Annotated in this window: 1 protein-coding gene; it reads left to right on the forward strand. The window is 47.2% G+C overall.

Going from position 1 to position 2,012, the window contains the following annotated elements; translation table 11 throughout:
* The coding region (locus B0A75_RS20345; protein WP_165765154.1) for a hypothetical protein at nt 1-2,012 on the forward strand (2,012 nt) is incomplete at both ends.

Raw genomic sequence — 2,012 nt, forward strand, 5'->3', positions numbered from 1 at the left:
CTGTAGTTTCAGGAGGCGGAACGATTTCAGGAACGACTTATACGCCTGCAAATGTTGCTGCAGATACTTCGGTAACGGTTCGTTATACAGTTGCTGCCAATGGATCATGTGCTGCTACAACATCAGACGTAATCTTTACGGTAAACACATTCTCAGGAACGGCAACCAATACTACAAGCACCGCCGCTATTTGTGAGAATACGACCAAAGCATTATCTGCTACACCGGCAGGAGGAACTTGGTCTGTAGTTTCAGGAGGCGGAACTATTTCAGGAACGACTTATACGCCTGCAAATGTTGCTGCAGATACTCCAGTAACGGTTCGTTATACAGTTGCTGCCAATGGATCATGTGCTGCTACAACTTCGGATGCTATCTTTATCGTTAATGCATTTGCAGGAACGGCAACCAATACGACAAGCACGGCCGCTATTTGTGAGAATACCACCAAATCACTATCTGCTACACCGGCAGGGGGAACTTGGTCTGTGGTTTCAGGAGGCGGAACGATTTCAGGAACGACTTATACGCCTGCAGATATAGCTAGCAATACTTCGGTAACGGTTCGTTATACAGTTGCTGCCAACGGATCATGTGCAGCTACAACTTCGGATGCTATCTTTACGGTAAACCCATTCTCAGGAACGGCAACCAATACCACAAGCACAGCTGCTATTTGTGAGAATACGACCAAAGCATTATCCGCTACACCGGCAGGGGGAACTTGGACTGTAGTTTCAGGAGGCGGAACTATTTCAGGAACGACTTATACGCCTGCAAATGTTGCTGCAGATACTTCGGTAACGGTTCGTTATACAGTTGCTGCCAATGGATCATGTGCTGCTACAACTTCGGATGCTATCTTTACCGTTAATGTATTTGCGGGAACGGCAACCAATACGACAAGCACGGCTTCTATTTGTGAGAATACCACCAAATCAATGTCTGCTACACCGGCAGGAGGAACTTGGTCTGTGGTTTCAGGAGGCGGAACAATTTCAGGAACAACTTACACGCCAGCGGATGTTGCTGCAGATACTTCGGTAACGGTTCGTTATACAGTTGCTGCCAATGGATCATGTGCAGCTACAACTTCGGATGCTATCTTTACCGTTAATGTGTTTGCAGGAACGGCAACCAATACCACAAGCACGGCTGCTATTTGTGAGAATACCACCAAAGCATTATCAGCTACACCAGCAGGGGGAACTTGGACTGTAGTTTCAGGAGGCGGAACAATTTCAGGAACAACTTACACGCCTGCAGATGTTGCTGCAGATACTCCAGTAACGGTTCGTTACACAGTTGCAGCCAATGGATCATGTGCAGCAACAACATCAGATGTAATCTTTACCGTTAATGTGTTTGCAGGAACGGCAACCAATACCACAAGCACGGCTGCTATTTGTGAGAATACCACCAAAGCATTATCAGCTACACCAGCAGGGGGAACTTGGACTGTAGTTTCAGGAGGAGGAACAATTTCAGGAACAACTTACACGCCAGCGGATGTTGCTGCAGATACTCCAGTAACGGTTCGTTACACAGTTGCTGCCAACGGATCATGTGCAGCAACAACTTCGGATGCTATCTTTACGGTAAACCCATTCTCAGGAACGGCAACCAATACCACAAGCACAGCTGCTATTTGTGAGAATACCACCAAATCATTGTCTGCTACACCGGCAGGAGGAACTTGGTCTGTGGTTTCAGGAGGCGGAACAATTTCAGGAACAACTTATACGCCAGCAGATGTTGCTGCAGATACTCCAGTAACGATTCGTTACACAGTTGCTGCCAACGGATCATGTGCAGCTACAACTTCGGATGCTATCTTTACGGTAAACCCATTCTCAGGAACGGCAACCAATACCACAAGCACAGCTGCTATTTGTGAGAATACGACCAAAGCATTATCTGCTACACCGGCAGGGGGGACTTGGTCTGTAGTTTCAGGAGGCGGAACAATTTCAGGAACAACTTACACGCCTGCAGATGTTGCTGCAGATACT

It is taken from the genome of Flavobacterium oncorhynchi (genome assembly GCF_002217355.1).
Lineage (GTDB): Bacteria > Bacteroidota > Bacteroidia > Flavobacteriales > Flavobacteriaceae > Flavobacterium > Flavobacterium oncorhynchi.